Source organism: Pedobacter folensis (assembly GCF_056490665.1).
Map to the genome: position 1 here is coordinate 84,033 of NZ_JBWJIF010000006.1, position 16,872 is coordinate 100,904.

10 protein-coding genes are annotated in these 16,872 nt (G+C 39.0%); 2 read left to right on the forward strand and 8 right to left on the reverse strand.

Going from position 1 to position 16,872, the window contains the following annotated elements; translation table 11 throughout:
• Positions 1-6: 6 nt before the first annotated feature.
• From AC04QZ_RS24375 to AC04QZ_RS24385, 3 genes are all read right to left on the reverse strand, one after another.
• Positions 7-1,332, reverse strand: a complete 1,326-nt coding sequence (locus tag AC04QZ_RS24375) for a BNR repeat-containing protein (protein WP_478359812.1) — start codon at positions 1,330-1,332, stop codon at positions 7-9.
• A 140-nt stretch (positions 1,333-1,472) separates the two neighbouring features.
• Complete coding sequence (locus AC04QZ_RS24380) at positions 1,473-5,468, reverse strand: two-component regulator propeller domain-containing protein (RefSeq protein WP_478359813.1); 3,996 nt, start codon at positions 5,466-5,468, stop codon at positions 1,473-1,475.
• Between the two features lie 166 nt (positions 5,469-5,634).
• The gene (locus tag AC04QZ_RS24385; RefSeq protein ID WP_478359814.1) at positions 5,635-7,290 is read right to left on the reverse strand and encodes an arylsulfatase; all 1,656 of its coding nucleotides are present in this window, start codon (positions 7,288-7,290) and stop codon (positions 5,635-5,637) included.
• Between the two features lie 216 nt (positions 7,291-7,506).
• On the opposite strand from AC04QZ_RS24385, the gene AC04QZ_RS24390 reads away from it, so the two are divergent.
• Positions 7,507-7,689, forward strand: a complete 183-nt coding sequence (locus tag AC04QZ_RS24390) for a hypothetical protein (RefSeq protein WP_086545708.1) — start codon at positions 7,507-7,509, stop codon at positions 7,687-7,689.
• 138 nt (positions 7,690-7,827) lie between these two features.
• Here AC04QZ_RS24390 and AC04QZ_RS24395 read toward each other — a convergent pair whose 3' ends face one another.
• Positions 7,828-9,681 carry an ATP-binding protein gene (locus AC04QZ_RS24395; RefSeq protein WP_478359815.1) on the reverse strand — a complete coding sequence of 618 codons (1,854 nt, stop codon included), beginning with the start codon at positions 9,679-9,681 and terminating at the stop codon, positions 7,828-7,830.
• A 119-nt stretch (positions 9,682-9,800) separates the two neighbouring features.
• Entirely contained in the window at positions 9,801-10,082 is a 282-nt protein-coding gene (locus AC04QZ_RS24400; RefSeq protein ID WP_478359816.1) for an Rdx family protein, read from the reverse strand.
• Between the two features lie 476 nt (positions 10,083-10,558).
• On the opposite strand from AC04QZ_RS24400, the gene AC04QZ_RS24405 reads away from it, so the two are divergent.
• Positions 10,559-10,975, forward strand: a complete 417-nt coding sequence (locus AC04QZ_RS24405; RefSeq protein ID WP_478359817.1) for an SRPBCC domain-containing protein — start codon at positions 10,559-10,561, stop codon at positions 10,973-10,975.
• On the opposite strand, the gene AC04QZ_RS24410 is transcribed toward AC04QZ_RS24405, so the two are convergent.
• The 3 genes from AC04QZ_RS24410 to AC04QZ_RS24420 form a co-directional block, all read right to left on the reverse strand.
• Complete coding sequence (locus AC04QZ_RS24410) at positions 10,972-13,140, reverse strand: alpha-galactosidase (protein WP_478359818.1); 2,169 nt, start codon at positions 13,138-13,140, stop codon at positions 10,972-10,974. The two genes, AC04QZ_RS24405 and AC04QZ_RS24410, sit on opposite strands and share 4 nt — an antisense overlap.
• A gap of 142 nt (positions 13,141-13,282) precedes the next feature.
• The gene (locus tag AC04QZ_RS24415; protein WP_478359820.1) at positions 13,283-14,392 is read right to left on the reverse strand and encodes a PepSY-associated TM helix domain-containing protein; all 1,110 of its coding nucleotides are present in this window, start codon (positions 14,390-14,392) and stop codon (positions 13,283-13,285) included.
• A gap of 3 nt (positions 14,393-14,395) precedes the next feature.
• On the reverse strand, positions 14,396-16,747 hold the full coding sequence (locus AC04QZ_RS24420) for a TonB-dependent receptor (RefSeq protein ID WP_478359821.1): 2,352 nt from the start codon (positions 16,745-16,747) through the stop codon (positions 14,396-14,398).
• Between the last annotated feature and the right edge of the window lie 125 nt (positions 16,748-16,872).

Here is a 16,872-nt window from a genome sequence, read left to right on the forward strand (position 1 = left end):
AATTCGTTATTTATCTTTCGGTTTCCAATCCAGGGCCTGCACTATTGTCGGTGCCTGGCTGGCCTTTCCTTCGCCATCTATCTGGGTAACATGCTGTAAAAACAGACTCAAAATCCCTTTACTTTTCCAAAGTTCGGTATCATAAGTGGGTTCCCAATCACCAACGCTTTTTTGAGTAAGGTCTTTAATCTTCCAGTTTCCTGTTCCAAGCTGATCATTCAAAGCAATGGAAACTTTGTTTCCCCGTTCAGCATCTCTGAACAACAATCCCGCAGCATATTGTTTTCCATTTGGCCAAACGATAATCTGTGGCCTCGAAATCGGAATCTGTTTGGTACCGCCTCCACTTAAACTAAAAGCCGTTTTTCTAAAATTAAGGTTACTGACTTCCCAATGGTTACCGGTTTTAAAAACCAGGTGATATTGTGGTATAGTCTCGTTCGTATCGCGCCAGTAGCCTGCAATAAATACATTGCCCTTGGCATCAGCAAACATCGACGTTTGGTTGATCAGCTCACTTTTTTGCGGAATTTTAAGCGCATATTCGGCATTAGATGCCGTAATGGGCAGGCTATATTTTTCATTGGTAGATTTTAACCAGCTTAGTCCGCCATCCGTAGATTTAGCATAACATAAATCGTGGTTACTGGCTACATCAGGGCTTTCGCGCCACACCCACGATAAATGGATGGTTCCAGCCTGATCTACTGCCACCTGCCAATAGGCATTTCGCTGTCCTTCGCCATCAATCATCCCATCCTGTACACGCGTCCACTTTTTAGTCTTCAGGCTATAACGGTTGATCATCAGGTTTCCATTTCCGGAGCCCCCATCACGGTAAAAAAACAGAAGATCGCCATTGGCTAGTTTGTAAAACTCTGGATAACTAACTTTATTTTCTTTTGCAGAAAGCATAGTTTCCTTGGTCCCTAAAGTTAGGGAACCTGCTGAAACCGATTTTGCATAATTTAAATTGTTGTTATGCTGACCCCAGGCCATATGGAGGAAACCATCGCCATCTATCATGATGCTAATTGATTTATGGGCATCGGTCGCATCACCTTTATAGGGGGTGGTAACTACTGTCCAGCGGGTTGAGCCAATTTTGCGTTTAGCCAATACCACATTTTGTTCCTGATCATAATAAGCGGCATATTGGCTATCTTTAAAACTGACCAAAGAATTTTTACGAAAAATAACAGCATTTACCGAGTTGTTTGCCCATCCGTTACTGGCAATGGTACTCAGTTGTGTTTCTTGTGCAGTACTCACCAGGCTGATGCCGATGAATGTACAGATTAGATATATACTTTTATTTAGCAATTGATACATTATACGGTTAGGCTGCTCAGTCTTTACATTTGGTGAAGCCGAAGTACCGAATTTTTTAAGCTTTACACAGGGGGCTAAATCATACTTTGCAGGGGGCGTTTTAAGATAAACAGCTTTAAAAGCCCAAAATAGCGTAACTTTTATGTAGTGGCATTAATATTATAGTATTTATGAAAACTTTTCCGGTGTTTCTTTATAAATTCCGATGGCGTTAATTTAAACAGTTTTTGAAACTGTTCTCTAAAGTATTTACTATCATTTATGCCTACCCTAAAAGCGGCTTCGTTAATATTCAGATTGGTATTGATTAACAATTCGGCAGCCTTTCTTAACCGGATAAACCGGATAAAACCATTTACAGACTGACCCGAAGTGGCTTTAATTCTTTTGTAAAGATTAGAATGGCTCATGCCCAGATCAGATGCCAGTATTTTTACATTAAAACTATCTTCCATCAGATTTTCTTCAATAATCATAATGCATTTTTGAAGAAAACCTTTGTCCTCCTGCGATACTTTATGGGCATCACTCTTTAAGGTTATTTCATTGTAAAAATAAGACTGAAGATTGGTCCTGTTTTTAATAATGCTGTTAATTTTAGCTGTAAATAGCTCCCTATCAAAGGGTTTGCTGATAAAATCGTAGGCACCCACTTCTATTCCTTTAAGTTTTACCTCCGGACTCGGGTCGCCGGTTAGCAGAATTACCGGAATATGGCTCAGGGCAGAATCGTCTTTAATGGCCTTACAGAGTTCGATACCATTAAGGCCATCCATGTTTACATCAGAGATCACAATATCAGGTAAATATTCTTTACAGCGTTTTAGTCCATCGGTACCGTTTTCGGCTTTATAAATTTTGAAATTTTCCTGAAAAATGTGCCTAATGTAATCAATAATTTCAGGGTTATCATCAATCACTAAAATTGAGTGCAGATCTGAGATGAGCAATTGGAGGTTACCCACATGCTCTGTATCGTTATTTTCTGCTTCTTCCTCTTGCGCGATGAGCTCATTTACATAGGTTAATTCGTTTTGAAAAACACCGCTATGCTGCAAATTGGGTTCTCCTACCGGAATATCGATCAAAAATATGGTACCCATCCCCTGGTTAGAGCGGAACGAAATTTTCCCTTTATGTAATTCTACAAAGTTTTTGGCCAGGTAGAGCCCAATACCGAAACCCATCTTCAGCGATTCGTTCGACATTACCTTATAAAATTTATCGAACAACTTTTCGCCCACATGCGCCGGAATCCCAGGACCACTATCGCTCACCTCAATCTGCACACGCATGCCAAGGGTTTTAACACTAAATTTCACAAAACCGCCTTTTGGCGTAAACTTAAGTGCATTAGAAAGCAGGTTAAAAAAAACAATTTCGAGTTTGTCTTTATCTGCATAAATATCTAGTTCTTCTTCCTCACACTCAAAAGTATATTCGATGTGATTTTGTTTTGCCAGATAGTTAAAGCAGAGAAAAATTTCGTTCGTAAACTTGTACAGGTTGATCCTTACAATTTTCAAGGTATCATTTTCACTTTCCGTCTTTCTAAATAGCAATAACTGATCTACCAGGCTTAACAAACGCCTTGAATTGCGGTAAACTATATTTAAATCGTTCTTTTCTGGTCCCGGATCTTTTTTAAGGATAATATCTTTAATCGGATTAACAATTAAGGTTAAGGGCGTTCTCAGTTCATGTGAAATATTGGTAAAGAAATTCAGTTTTTTCTCATTCAGATCCTTTTCACGCTCCATTTTAAGGTTGGTAATTTCTACTTCATGTTTCAATCTTCTCTGGCGGTTGCGGTAAGTTTGAAAAAGGTAAAATATGGACGATCCGATAATAAGATAGATGGTATAGGCCCACCAGGTACGGTACCAGGGTGGTAAAATCCTAATCACTACAATTTTTTCATTGTTGCTCCAGGCGCCTTCAGTATCGGTACTTTTAATATGGAGCTTATATTCGCCTTCATTTAACCTGGAATAATAGGCCGTACTTAACTTGTTTACATAATTCCAGTCTCTGTCCCAGCCTTCCAGGTAGTAGGCATAAGAAATCTGATCCTGAAAGGAGAATTCTATTGCGGCATAATCGATAGAAATCACGGCATCACTAAACGGAATTTCTATGCGTGCCAAATTAATAACAGAGATATCGTTATAAGCTGAATCCTGATCAAGCGGAATATTGTTGATCCTAAAATCGGTTAGCACCATTTTAGGTATGCGCTTATTTTTCTTGATGCTATCGGGCGAAAACAAGTTAAAGCCCCCAATCCCGCCAAATAAAAAATTACCGTTGGAGAGTTTTAATGCTGCGTTATAATTAAACTGATTGCTTTGTAAACCATCGGTAGCATAATAATTTTTAAAACTGTGGTGCCTAACATCAAATCTGGATAAGCCATTGTAGGTACTACACCATAAATTACCTTGTGCATCCTGAAGGATATTAAGCACCGAATTACTTGGTAATCCATCACTCTGGATGTACCGCTTTATTTTTTTCGTTTCCGGATCAAAAAGTAGTAAACCTCCACCTTCGGTGCCGATCCATATCTGGTGATTAAAATCTTCCTGAATGGCCCTAATGGCAAAGTTGATCTTCGTATAGTTGTGTTTTTTGTTTACCGGATCGATTTCGATCAGTTCGGTATAGTTTCCCGCCCAAAGCCTGCCCTTCGAATCCTGAAATAAACTGTGAATATCCTTTAGTTTAGGATCGAAAAGTTCAAATTTATCGACGCTTTTATTGTAACGATACAATGCGCCACCTTTTGTGGTACCCACCCAGATATTTTGTTGTTTATCTTGATAAAGTTTCCAGATATTAATATCGTCAACACCTTTAGAGGTATTGTAACAGTTATAGTGGACAAATTTTCCAGTTGCTTTATTAAAACGATCTATCCCGCCGCTAAAACTGGCCACCCAGACATTGTGGTCTGCATCATTTAAAATACTGGTAACAAAATTACTGGTTAAAGAATTTGGATCGCTGGTTTTTGCATAATTGGCAAAAGTATTTAGCTTTCGGTTCCAAACACTTAAACCACCTCCATCAGTCCCGATCCAAATGTTTTTGTTTTCATCTTCGCTAAAAGAGAGCACAAAATTATTAATTAGAGAATTACTTTTTAGCGGGTCATGTTTAATGGTGGTAAACTGCTCATTTTCGGTATCAATGATATTTACCCCACCACGTAGGGTTGCAATCCACTTTCTCGATTCATGGTCTTCGTAAACCTGTGCAACAGAATTACTGCTGAGCAAACCTTTTTCTTTTCCTGCAGACAGGTAACTTGTTTTTTGATTTTTGGTATCGTAAACGGCTACCCCGCCTCCATCAGTCGAAATCCAGAGTCTTTGTTGCCGATCTAACAACAAACCCATAATGTTCTCATTGTTTAAATGCTGGTTAAACTTGCTGATGCTAGCTTTTACTTTATCAAACTGAAAAAGTCCGCGTTCTGTTCCAAGCCAGAGCGTTTGCTTAGTGTCTTTCGTAATACAAGTTGCCGAGCTTAGGGCAGCAGTTACTAAACGAACTTTATTTTGGTCTTTATCATACTTACAAAGCCCCACATCCTTAATAAAAAGCCAGAGGGTTTGATCATCATCAATATATAAAGCCTTTACTGTAAAGTCGAAATTTTTACCAAATGGGATTCTTTCTGCCAGGCTGCTGTTCTTTTTGAGCATGAAAAGGCCTTTTTCTTCGGTAGCTACATAAACAGCCAAAGCCTGACTTATGGCAATGGAATTAATGGCATAACTTACCTCATTTTTGCGTCCCTTATCTAAATAAATCAATTGATGAAACCTGGAATCGGCATAATCATAATAGGAAATTCCCTTTTGTGTACCTACCCAAACCCTGTTTTTCGCATCCCCATTCAGTACTGTAATGTGATTATTGACCAGTGAATGCTCATCTCCCCATCCATTTCTAAAAACCTTAAAATGATAACCATCGTAACGGTTTAATCCGTCATAGGTACCCATCCACATAAACCCAAAATGGTCCAGGTATAATGAGTTTACCACATTATTAGACAGGCCACTTTCTACACCCAAATATTTAAGGGGAATAGCTGTAGACTGGGCAAAACAAATGCCTGTACCCATCCATAAAAAAAATATGAAGCAAGCAGTTTTTTTTTGAATAAGGAGCATAGAAATAAACCTACCGTGGCATACCTGGTATGAAACGAATATACATATTTTCCTAAAAAATTAGCTAGCGCTCCTGGCCTGGTAAACAATAAGATTTTTTCTATGCTGAAACACAGCACTATTGAGGTAATATTCGGGCTACTTTTTTCTTTTTCGCCTGTATTTTAACCACCTCATCATAGGGAACAACACCTGCAAATGCAGCCCAATTCTGGTATGCTTGAGTTAATTCTGCAACTTTGGCCGGCATTTTTGCAGCCAGATCATTTAATTCGGATCTATCCTTGCTTAAATCGTATAGTTCCCATTTAACCGGTTGACCGGCGCTGTATTCGCTTACCAGTTTGAAGTTTCCTGATCTAACAGCGGCATTACCTTCGTGCTCCCAGAAAATTGGTTGCTGATGCACCGGCAATTCTTTGCCTTGTATTAATGGTAACAGGCTTTTTCCCTGAAGCGGAATAATTGGATTTCCTTTATACTGGCTAGGATATTTTGCCTGGGCCACATCAACAATCGTAGCCATAATATCGGGCAGAAAACCATACTGATCAGTAAAATGCCCCAATGAACTTTTAGGTATTGCTTTTGGCCAGTGTACAATCAGTGGTGTACTAATACCACCTTCATTTACCCAGTGTTTGTATTTTTTAAACGGTGTGTTAGAAGCATTGGCCCAGGATTGACCATAACTGAGCATATAGCCTAATTTAGTACCCAAATTTTGAGGTAAACCACCGCCAAGTTCACCACCTTCGGCACATGCACCATTATCAGAAAGGAAAAAGATTAAGGTATTATCTAACTCACCCGTGGCCTCAAGCGTTTTAATTACGCGGCCAATGTTCTGGTCCATGCGATCGATCTGTGCTGCATATAATGCCATGCGATGATCCATTTCATCTTGCTTTTCAGGCGAAAGTTTATCCCAGTCTGCGCCATCATCCTCACTCAATAGCGAATTACCGCTTATTACACCCAGCTTTTTCATGCGCTCATACCTTTCGCGCCGAAGTGCCTTCCAGCCATTTTTATATTTACCTCTGTATTTCTGAACATCTGCGGCTAATGCATTTAATGGCCAATGTGGACTGGTATAAGCCAGGTACATAAAGAAAGGGGCTTTACTTTCCTTTTTGTTTTCATCTAAAAACTTTATTGCATAGTCGGTAAGTGCATCTGTAAGGTAAAAATTTTCGCCTTCTGGTGCTATTTTATGGTTCATGAGCATTAAGCCGCGGCCACCAGATGGATTAAAATAATTTGTTGCGCCTGCCAGTAAACCGTAATATTTATCGAAACCACGCTGCAAAGGCCATCTTTGTTCGCCATGATAGCCTACATGCCATTTACCGCTCATTAAAGTTTGGTAACCTTTTGTTTTTAACACTTCGGCGATGGTTACACATTTATTGTTTAAACTGCCCTGGTAACCAGGCAAGTTATAATTGAAACTTGTACTGTCTTCCGGATCGTTAGACATATGCCCGATACCCGCCTGATGTGGATATAGCCCGGTTAATAATGAAGCCCTGGTTGGGCAACACCTGGCACTGTTGTAAAATTGCCTGAAACGGAGACCGCCCGCAGCAAGCTTATCCAAATTTGGTGTAGCGACCTCACTGCCATAACAACCTATATCGGCAAAGCCCATATCATCGGCCATTATCAATAAAATATTTGGTGCTTTTACCGGAAGAGATACTTTTGGTTTGGTACCACTAAAGAAAATTAGAAGAGCGAGACAACTAAAGATTGAAAAAAGTTTATTCATGATCAGGTTTACAGTAAAACTTTATTAAATTGACAGTATAAAATCGAACTATTTAGGTTTAAATAACCAGCATAATAGTCGAAAAAGACTTAACTACCTATAGATATTCCAGGTAAGAATAAATCCGTATTATTTCCCTTTACACAATAACTTGATTTTTGAATTTGAGACAAAAATCCTATTAAAAAATGCTATCTAAGCCTATTTTTGCTCATTATGACACGTATTGATGCGATGACTCCAATCCAAAGATTGGAACAACTAAAGGTTGGCGATGTTATTTCCGATGCATTAGGTAGTTCTGGTGCCATTAAAAGTATTGAAGTTTTAAAAGGCAAAACTTTTTTAACCTACTATTTCAGAATCAAATCGGGCAAACTTATACTAGCCTTAAGGTAATAACTTGCAAAAAAAGCCTTTTCAAATCTATACAAAATAGATAGATTTAATATACATAAATTTGAAATATTCTTAATCTACTGTTTTTAAGGACGATACATGGATTCTAGAAAATTAACAGGCGGGAATTTTAACCAATTAAACAGGCAACTCGATAAAAAAGGTTGTACCGCTAACGGGCTTACGTTCAAACCAGATTTTGCCTCCATGGGCTTTAACAATTTGTCTGGATATCGCTAAACCAAGCCCGAAAGGTTGTTCTCCGGCCGTTCCAGGACGTCTGGCTTCTGTAAACATGTCGAAAATTTTATCTTCTATTTCAACAGGGATGCCAATGCCTTCATCAGCTACTCCTATCCTTAAATAACCGGCACCTTCTTCCATTCTCACCTCAATTGTAGCCCCATTAGGACTAAATTTGATTGCATTGGTAATCAGGTTACTGATAACCCTCCAAAGTTTTTCCCTACTGGCTAAGAGTATTACCGGTTTAACATGCAATATAAGATGTTGTCCTTTTGCTTCGATATTACTTTGTAACAGTGAAACACAATACCGCAACATTTCGGCTAAATCAATTGGTTGCTTGCTTAGCATTTCTGTTTTGAACTGCGTTTGCAGTAAATCGTTCACCAGTTCGAGCGAATCTTTACTTGAACTTTGAATTACCCTGAGCATTTTCTGGTCTGCATCCGAACGCCCTGTCTCTTCTATCATTAATGAGGTAATGGAATATATACCAGCAATTGGGCTACGCAGATCGTGGGCTACAATTTTTAACATATTGGTATTATCGGCCTGACTTTGCTCCAGTGCATTAAGTGTTTCGCGCATCTGGTTGTTCTGATTGGCCATCTGCTCATTTAGCTTATGTATGCGTTTTAAGTTTTTCCTGATCACAATGATCACCACTAGGGCAAGTAAACAGGCAATAGCTGTTATAACCAATAAGGTATTTTGATATTTAGATCGCTCTACTAAAGCATCTATCTGTTGTTCTTTAAGTGCATAATCAAGATAATCTACACTGGATATGTTATTGATTTTATCCTGCTCTTCTTGCAATAGAATTAACTTGTGGCTATATATGGCCGCAGTGCTATTATCGCCTTTAAGGGTATAAAAATCGAATAATTTTCTGGCCAGTATCTTACTGTAAATTAGAAAGCCATTTTTATCAGCAATGGCAAGCCCTCTTTTATATTGGTTAACGGCTAATGTTTCATCCTTTGCCATTAACTGATCACCCAGGTCTAACAGCATGTCCATTGATACGTAATAGAGCTTTTGATTAATTGCGCTATCCAACGCCTTTTGAAGGAACGCTATTCCCCGCTGAAATTCTCCGTTTGCAATGAACTCATCTGCAATAAGCTGATCAATAGCCAGTAATGTTCTTTTGTCGTTATATTTTAAAGCAATACCCTTCGCTTTGTTAATGCATTTTGCTTTATCCACAGCTTTAAACTTGTTCGGATAAATTAAAAGATAGTTGTAAATAACGAGCGACATGATGGAATCCTGCCTCAGCTCCTTACCTTTTTTAACAGCTACATTAAACCATTGTACCGCACGCTGATCTTTATCAAATTCTTTGTAAACCATGGCAATATTCATGGTTGTTTGTACAACATTGATAGAATCTTTAATCTTGCTGTAAACGGTATGGGCTTCGTTGTAATAACGTAGGGCAAGTTGCAGGTCGCCCTTAATATCAAAAAAGACGCCTAAATTATTCAGCGCATCTGCTTTGCCTTTAGCATAATCGAGCCTGATTGCAATTTCACGGGCCCGGCGGGTATAATAAAAAGTACTATCTACATTTTTCTCATACATTAACATTCCAAGTCTGTTTAATGCATCCACATATTTAAGACTATCGCCAATGGTTTTCATCGATATCTTTATTCGCGCTATTTCGGATAACTGGGCAAAGCCAGCTAAACGCAAAAAAAGCAGCAAACAGATAAAAAGAAAACCCTTTCTTATCATAAACGCTAATTAACTATGATCAATTTACTTGAAGTAAGTATAAGCATATTTTCAAATGTTTAACTTAATTTTAATAACCGAAAGTTTTTGAACAGCAGTAAGATTTAATGCTGATTAAGTTATTTAACATCAGAGTGCCCAAGATTCATGGCTGGATTCACTTCATCACGAATAAGCTGTTTCAATTCTTTAATTTCAGGAAAACGCTGCATCTGTTTTCTATCAAAAATTAGTTTTTCACCAACCAAAATATTAAAAACACCAGGTGTTTCACTCGGAATTAAGGTCACGCCTTTTACCTCATCAACAAATGTGGTTAAAATCTCTTGAGCCATATAAGCCGAACGCAGCATCCAGCCACATTTGGGGCAATAGGTAATGCTAACGAGTGGTTTCTCCATTTTTATTTTTTTTTTACAAGGGTACAAAAAATATGGAGGGATGGAAAATTGATGAAGAAAAAAATGGATGATGGAATGTGCGAAAAACTGCGATAATGATATCTTTTGCCTTGTAGATCAGCATCAAATTGCTAAAGTTGTTCATGCCTTTTATGGTCAGCTAAACCACACTGAACAAAATGAACTAAACAAGTTTGCCCCTTAAAATGTTGTCAAAAAAGAAAAGGGTAGCCACATCCGTGTTTACCCCTTTCCAATTACTCCCGTGTTAGAGGAACTATAATTACACCGATAAGGCAATTTTTGTTTGCTTTATCTACATAATCATACACCTCAAGTCTGAAAAACAGATAGTAAAATCACTGTTTTTATTTGAAGCGATATTTTTGATTCGCTCAAATCACCCTTTAATTTGTCTTCAATGGCCACCTAAAAGTAAACGCTTAACTGTTAATTTAGGACATAATTTAGTCTGTATGAATAAGAATGCTTTAGTAGCCAGTATTGAGATAAACCAACCGGTTAACCTGGTATGGGAAATCTGGAATGAGCCCGAACACATTGCTAAATGGAATGCGCCATCTGGTGAATGGATCAATGAGAAAATTGAAAATAACCTGATCGAAGGTGGTGGCTTTCTATATGTAATGGTGAGGAAAGATGGAAGTGAGCGTTTTGATTTTAGCGGCACTTATACTGAAATTATTCAACATAAGCGCATTGCTTATACATTGGATGACAATAGAAAAAGCCTGATTACCTTCACAGGAAGTAACCCGGTTACGCTCACCGAAACATTTGAACCTGTTGCAGATCTTGATCTGACCATGCAACAGGAATTCTGTCAGTCGGGACTGAACCAGCTGAAAGCCTATGCTGAGCAGCTTGCTTAAATGACTTCAAGCTCTAGTACAGAACTGGTTTCGCTACGATTCAGGTACCATTTTAAACCCGAGTTCATCAAACTTTCGCCCGTATAAACCTGATCGTTATCCGGGCATTTTGATTTACTGCCCGGCAACAGGTTGATTTCTCTGATCCGGTATCTCTTTTGCGCATCCAGCCCTTTTAAAATTAGCGTAGGGTAGTTTTGGGCTTCGCTTACCGTTAAATTATAGGCAAATAACACGGCTTTATTCATCGTGCTATCAACATACATCAACGCCGCACTATTGGTGTGATAAGGTGATACCAGCCTGTACAAATCACCATAATTGATTACGGGCTGTAATCTTTTGTAGTTTTCTACCGTAATTTTACTCAGTGCGAGGTCTTTTTCGTTTAATTTTTTCACCTGGATATCAAAACCCATTTTACCAGACATGGCCACATCCAGCTTAAATTTAATCGGTTGTTTGCCCCATTCGGTAACGTGGTTGCAAATGGTGAGTGCCGGGAAGAAATAGGAATATCCCCATTGGATTTTTATACGGTCGAATGGATTCGTATTATCGCTGGCCCAAAATTCATTAAAATACTTCATGGCACCATACTCTACCCTAGCGCCTCCGCTTGCACAAAGCATCAGCTCCAGGTTGGGGTATTTGGCTCTTACGGCATCCAATACCTGATACAGCCCCTGTGTGTATTTAACAAACATGGCATTTTGATCTTTCCCCATAAAAACACTGTAAGGATTGCTCATGATCCTGTTACAGTCCCATTTCATGTAGGTGATGCCCGGCGCTTCTTTCATTAAATTATCGATTACGCCAAATACAAAATCCTGCACCTTCGGGTTGGTCAGATCGAGCACCAGCTGTGTCCGCTGAAGGTCTTCAGGGCGGTTTGGTGTTTTCAGTACCCAATCCGGATGTTTTTCGTACAATTCACTCTTTGGGTTGACCATTTCCGGTTCGATCCATATCCCAAAGTTAATTTCTTTATTTCTGGCCTCTTTAACCAGATAACCGATGCCATTTGTTAATTTGCGTTTGTTCACTTCCCAATCGCCAAGGCCAGCCTTATCGTTATCGCGTGGATATTTGTTTGCAAACCAGCCATCATCCAGTAAAAACAGATCAACTCCTAGCTTTTTTGCGCCATCAAATAAATTAACAAGGGTATCCTGATTGAATTTAAAATAAGTGGCTTCCCAGTTGTTAAGTAAAGTCTGCCTGCGCTGATCGCCTTTCCAAATGCCATATTTAACGGCCCAGTGATGAAAATTGCGGCTCATCTGCCCCTGTCCGCCATTGGTATAGGTAAAGATAAAATGCGGGGTACTTAAACTTTGTTTATTTTTAAGGCGATAATCTGATGCATAAGCATTAATGCCACAGATTACCTTTAACGCATCGCCGAGGCGCGAATTATTTTTAAATGTTTCGAACTGGAGGTTAAAATTGCCGCTCCAGGCCAAAGAGCCGCCAAATACCTCTCCCTGGTTTTCATCTTCAAGCTTCTGTTTGCTGAGCATAAACGATGATAAACCGTTTTCAACTGTTTTTACACCCAGTTTCGACTGAATGCTGTAAAGTCCGTTAGGCAATAAAAATTCTTCCATCTGTGCCTCAATTCCCCAGTCGCCATTAAAACGGGTCAGGTAATTGGTTGCTCCCGGAAAGTTCAAAAATGCCGATGCGTAGCGGTGCAGCACCACATCACCTTTTTCCTGATTGTCTATTTCGTTCCAGGTTTCGATTATATTTTCCTTTTGATAAGCCTTGTAATGTAGGTTTACAAAAAAATTATAGGCAGGATCTTTTAAACGGATAATGGTTTCGGTTACGTTACCTGCTGTTTTTACAGCTGATGATACAAACCCGAGTTGTAACGACATATTCCCATCGGCATGGGTTACCTCTATCGCTGGCTCCTGTAAATAAGTGGCGCCACCGGTTGCAAAAGCAGGCAATTCATAAGTACTTGCAGGCCTGTAAGCTGCCGAATCCTGAAGTTTTTTACCGAAATAAGTTTGTTCTAACTGTTTCTGATTATTGACATGATATACCAGTGCCGAATGATCGGTACTAATAACAATTTTTTGAGCGTAAGTATTCGAACCCAAACAAAATGCCAGGGTTAGCGCTAAATAAATGTGGATGCTGCGTTTCATTCGCTTGTGTTGTCTCTATAAAATAAAGATCAAAACTTGCAAAAAAATACAGATCGTAATGATTTGTAATTATCAGGTTTAAGCGAAATATTAACTATTTATGATCAGATAGCAGCTATTTAAACGTGTTACAAGCACAAATTTACCCACGGGCAAGAACAGGTTTCGCTTTTCTGGGCTTTTTCCTTTTCTTCCACCAGATGATGAAACCCGTAACCGGCAAACTCGCTGCAACCAAAGCTGCTAAAAGAGAAAGAATTTTATTTGGCAACCCCAAAAGCCTGCCCGTATGCAGATCGTAATTGGTGGCTTCAATTAAATCGGCGCCATTAAAATCTTTATACAGTTTAGCCCTGGTCATTGTACCCGTGGCTTCTTCGTAAAAAAAAGTATTCTGCTTACGTGCCCAACGGTACGGATAGATCATCCTTAACCGTAATTCGCCCTTACCACGAAGTGAAAAACTAGTGGAAATAGCCCCGGGATATTTAATTTTAGCTTCAGTATAAATTTTATTGTAACGTACAGGTACCGAATCGATGTGTTTAGGTTTGGATAAAACAATAGCTTTGCCTTGCGCTAATTTACTCCCGGTAAAAAAGCTCGCTGCATTTTTCACCCCTTTAAAAGCAAAGTACAAACCACTTAATGCAGTAACCAATAACACAAGTGATGCATAAAAACCCAATACATTGTGTAAATCGTAATTCAGCCGTTTAAATGAGGCTTTTCTTTTAATGGTTAAAGATTGTTTTAATAAGCGCATTTGGCCGGGAAACCAGAGTACCAGTCCCGTAATTAGCATCAGCACAAAAATAACTACCGACCACTGCATAATAAATTGGCCGGTTTTACCCAGCAATAGCGAGGTATGGATATGTTCTACCACCTGGAGCCAATCTTCGCCACCTTTTTTTACCAAAGCGGCATTGTAGGGGTTAAAATAATAAACGATGCCTTTTTTTGTGGTAATTTCTACTGTGGCGTTTGAAAACCCGTCTTCAATCCTGATCAGCCTTAACTGGTCTTTGGGCGATAATTTTTCGAAGCTGGAAATGATATGATCTAAACCTACAAAAGGCTTCTGTTGAAGCCCTACGTAGCGAAAATCTTTTTGTGTAAGCTCCCTGATCTCTTCTTCAAAGATATACAGTGCGCCAGTTATACTAATAATAAATACCACCAGGCCAGTGGCCAGGCCGAGCCAGAGGTGAATGTTCCTGATGGTATTTTTAAAATTCTTATTTTTCATTGCCTAAAAAGCGTAGCCTAACGACAGGTTAAATCTACGTCCATTGCCCCTCACATAATTTACATTGCTGCCATAAAACTGAGAAATGGCAGGATAATAAACTTTATTCAGTAAATTTTCTACACCTACCGATAATTTTAAAGGTGGTGTAACCTGATATACTGCGGCAACATTAAATAAGTTGAAGGCTTTTACCGGACCTTCGCCGATTAAATATTTACCTGCAGCATTGGTTTTAAAACGGTCGCGATTTCCTACACGCATCCAGTTTACATCCAAACTTAAGTTTTTAATCCCTGAATATTTAAGATAAACCGTAGTTTTTGATGGCGGGATACGCGTTGTGTTTAAATACACATCTTTCTCTCCGTTAAAATTACCATCATCATCTACATCGCCTTTTCCTTCTACCTGTGCATAGTTACCACCAATGCTCAGCGCTTTTAAAACCTGATAATCGGCCTGGATTTCAAATCCATATACACGCTCCGGAATACGTTGAGAGATATAAGTACCATTTACTTCCAAAAGATTGGCACCCAGTTTAGAAGTGCTGTAGTAATAAGCTGCACTGAAATTCAGTTTACCTAAGGTACTGCTAAAACCAGCTTCGTAATTGTTTACAATAATTGGTTTAGTTTCTAACTGCGATAAAGTATTGCTTTTTGCTGCCCTTAACACCCTGCCTAGCTCGAATACCGAGAACGACTGCGCATAACTGATAAATGGATTAAAAAACTTGAATTTTGAATAACGTGCACCAGCATTAAATACTAAAGCATTGTAATTTAATTTACCGCCCTGTACCGCTATACTTCCTGCACCGTTTGCACCAGTTGCCAGGGTGTTAAAATCGTCTACATCAATATTAATATTTTCGACCCTTAAACCTCCTTTAATGGTTAAATCATTAATTAGGGTTGCAGAAGCCTGTAAGTAAGGTGCAAAGTTTACCATATTCATGTTAGGTACCCATAAACGACCATCAGTTAGACTTTGAGCCGTTTTATCATTCATTAAATCCAAACCATAGTTCAGTTGCATCGGCACCTGTTCTGTAATGTTGAAAGGTGTGTTCAGGTTTACCCTTGCGCCCTTTTTGGTTGAAGTAATAGCCGATTGGCCGCTTCCGAAAAATGATGCTGAGTTAGAATAAATGGTATAAAAATCCTGGTAATATACATTGGCAGTTAAATCAGTTTTACCAAAAATCTGCTGATTCGTATACTGTAAATTAGCATTATGGTTAAACCTTGTTCCTTCATCTTCACCCAGTCTTGTTCCGTAAATACCAATGGCCGGCGATTGGCCATAAACGCCATCTTTGGTTAAATATTTAGAATGCTGTCTGGAGCTAAAGTAATTGTACATCACCTGCAAACGCTGTTTTGGAGTAAAGTTATAGCCCAGTTTTACAAAACCATTGTAAGATTTGGTTTCGCCTAAGCCATATTCAGGCGAGATAACCAGGCCTTCAGCATCGCGGAAAACACCGGTTTTTTCGAACATACCGCTTACCAGATAATCAAATTTATCCGCTTTACCGTAAAGCTGCTGCGAAAAGCGGTAACCAATGGTACTATCGCCTTTTAAGTTTCCTGTAATTCCGGCTTGAGAATAACCTCCGAATGATTTTCCTTTGTCAGCTTTTTTAGTAATGTAGTTAATCAAACCACCTTCAGCACCATTACCGTAAATGGCGGTGGCACCTTTAATCACTTCAACACGCTCAATAACCGAAGGATCGATACTGCGGATATCCCTTCCTCCTGCTCTTAATGGCGTAGACTGTGGAATACCATCAATTAACACGAGTACATTTCTCCCACGTAAAGTCTGACCAGAGTTACCCGTTTGATTAGTAGAAAAACCTAATCCAGGTACGCTGTACGAAAGGATGTTAGCCAAATTTGGACTAATGGTTGATTGTGTATTTAATTCCTTAGCAGTAAGTACCGTTACTGATGATGGTGTTTGCGATAAGGATTCTGGCCTTCTGCTTGCCGAAACAATCACATCATTAAGTTCTGCGTGTTGTTCTTTCAAAACAAATGTTACCTGTGTGGTATCGTTTGCAGTAACCGATACACCTTGTTCAACCTGATCGTAACCTGTAATCGAAACCCTGATTAGTTGGTTACCGGCAGGAACAGCTGTTAATTTAAAGGCACCTGTTTTATCTGAAGTACTTTTAAGGTTCTGTTTTCTAACCTGTATGTTGGCAAAAGGTATACTATTCCCTAACGAATCGACAACTTTTCCGCTAATTGTCCCCTTCCCTGTTTGGGCAAAGAGTGAAATTGTGATTAGCATCAAAAGAGCCGTGGCAAAAAATTTTATGTATTGGTGTTTCATGCAATTTTTAAATTTCGGCAAAGCTAGCATTATTTAGACTCGTTAAAAATAATAATTCAAAAAAGATACCTATATGGCGTTTAATCATGCAGCATTTTAAAATAAATAAGGCATAAGCTTTAATT

What these genes read in the sequence shown, in the direction of transcription:
- AC04QZ_RS24375 (WP_478359812.1), bottom strand. Translation starts at nt 1,332, where the DNA reads ATGTATCAATTGCTAAATAAAAGTATATATCTAATCTGTACATTCATC.
- AC04QZ_RS24380 (WP_478359813.1), bottom strand. Translation starts at nt 5,468, where the DNA reads ATGGGTACAGGCATTTGTTTTGCCCAGTCTACAGCTATTCCCCTTAAA.
- AC04QZ_RS24385 (WP_478359814.1), bottom strand. Translation starts at nt 7,290, where the DNA reads ATGAATAAACTTTTTTCAATCTTTAGTTGTCTCGCTCTTCTAATTTTC.
- AC04QZ_RS24390 (WP_086545708.1), top strand. Translation starts at nt 7,507, where the DNA reads ATGACACGTATTGATGCGATGACTCCAATCCAAAGATTGGAACAACTA.
- AC04QZ_RS24395 (WP_478359815.1), bottom strand. Translation starts at nt 9,681, where the DNA reads ATGATAAGAAAGGGTTTTCTTTTTATCTGTTTGCTGCTTTTTTTGCGT.
- AC04QZ_RS24400 (WP_478359816.1), bottom strand. Translation starts at nt 10,082, where the DNA reads ATGGAGAAACCACTCGTTAGCATTACCTATTGCCCCAAATGTGGCTGG.
- AC04QZ_RS24405 (WP_478359817.1), top strand. Translation starts at nt 10,559, where the DNA reads ATGAATAAGAATGCTTTAGTAGCCAGTATTGAGATAAACCAACCGGTT.
- AC04QZ_RS24410 (WP_478359818.1), bottom strand. Translation starts at nt 13,140, where the DNA reads ATGAAACGCAGCATCCACATTTATTTAGCGCTAACCCTGGCATTTTGT.
- AC04QZ_RS24415 (WP_478359820.1), bottom strand. Translation starts at nt 14,392, where the DNA reads ATGAAAAATAAGAATTTTAAAAATACCATCAGGAACATTCACCTCTGG.
- AC04QZ_RS24420 (WP_478359821.1), bottom strand. Translation starts at nt 16,747, where the DNA reads ATGAAACACCAATACATAAAATTTTTTGCCACGGCTCTTTTGATGCTA.